Origin of the sequence: Paenibacillus sp. 598K, assembly GCF_003851045.1 — a bacterium.
Lineage (GTDB): Bacteria > Bacillota > Bacilli > Paenibacillales > Paenibacillaceae > Paenibacillus_D.
Genome location: NZ_BFBX01000451.1, coordinates 1 through 213 on the forward strand (window position 1 = coordinate 1; position 213 = coordinate 213).

Below are 213 nucleotides of genomic sequence, written 5' to 3' on the forward strand. Positions count from 1 at the left end.
CCGGACGGCACGATCGAGTACGCCGGGCGGCTCGACGATCAGGTCAAGGTGCGGGGCTTCCGCATCGAGCTCAAGGAGATCGAGCATGTGCTGGCCGAATATCCCGGGGTCAAGGAGGCGGCGGTCGTCGTGCGGCGCGACGAGGCGTCCGAGGATTATCTGTGCGCTTACCTGACGGCGACGGAGCGGCTCGCGCCCGATGAGGTGCTGCGC

1 protein-coding gene is annotated in these 213 nt (G+C 68.1%); it reads left to right on the forward strand.

Features of this window, described 5'->3' with window-relative positions; all coding sequences use genetic code 11:
* Nucleotides 1–213: AMP-binding enzyme (locus PA598K_RS35730; protein WP_148092073.1), on the forward strand; the 213-nt coding region annotated here is incomplete at both ends.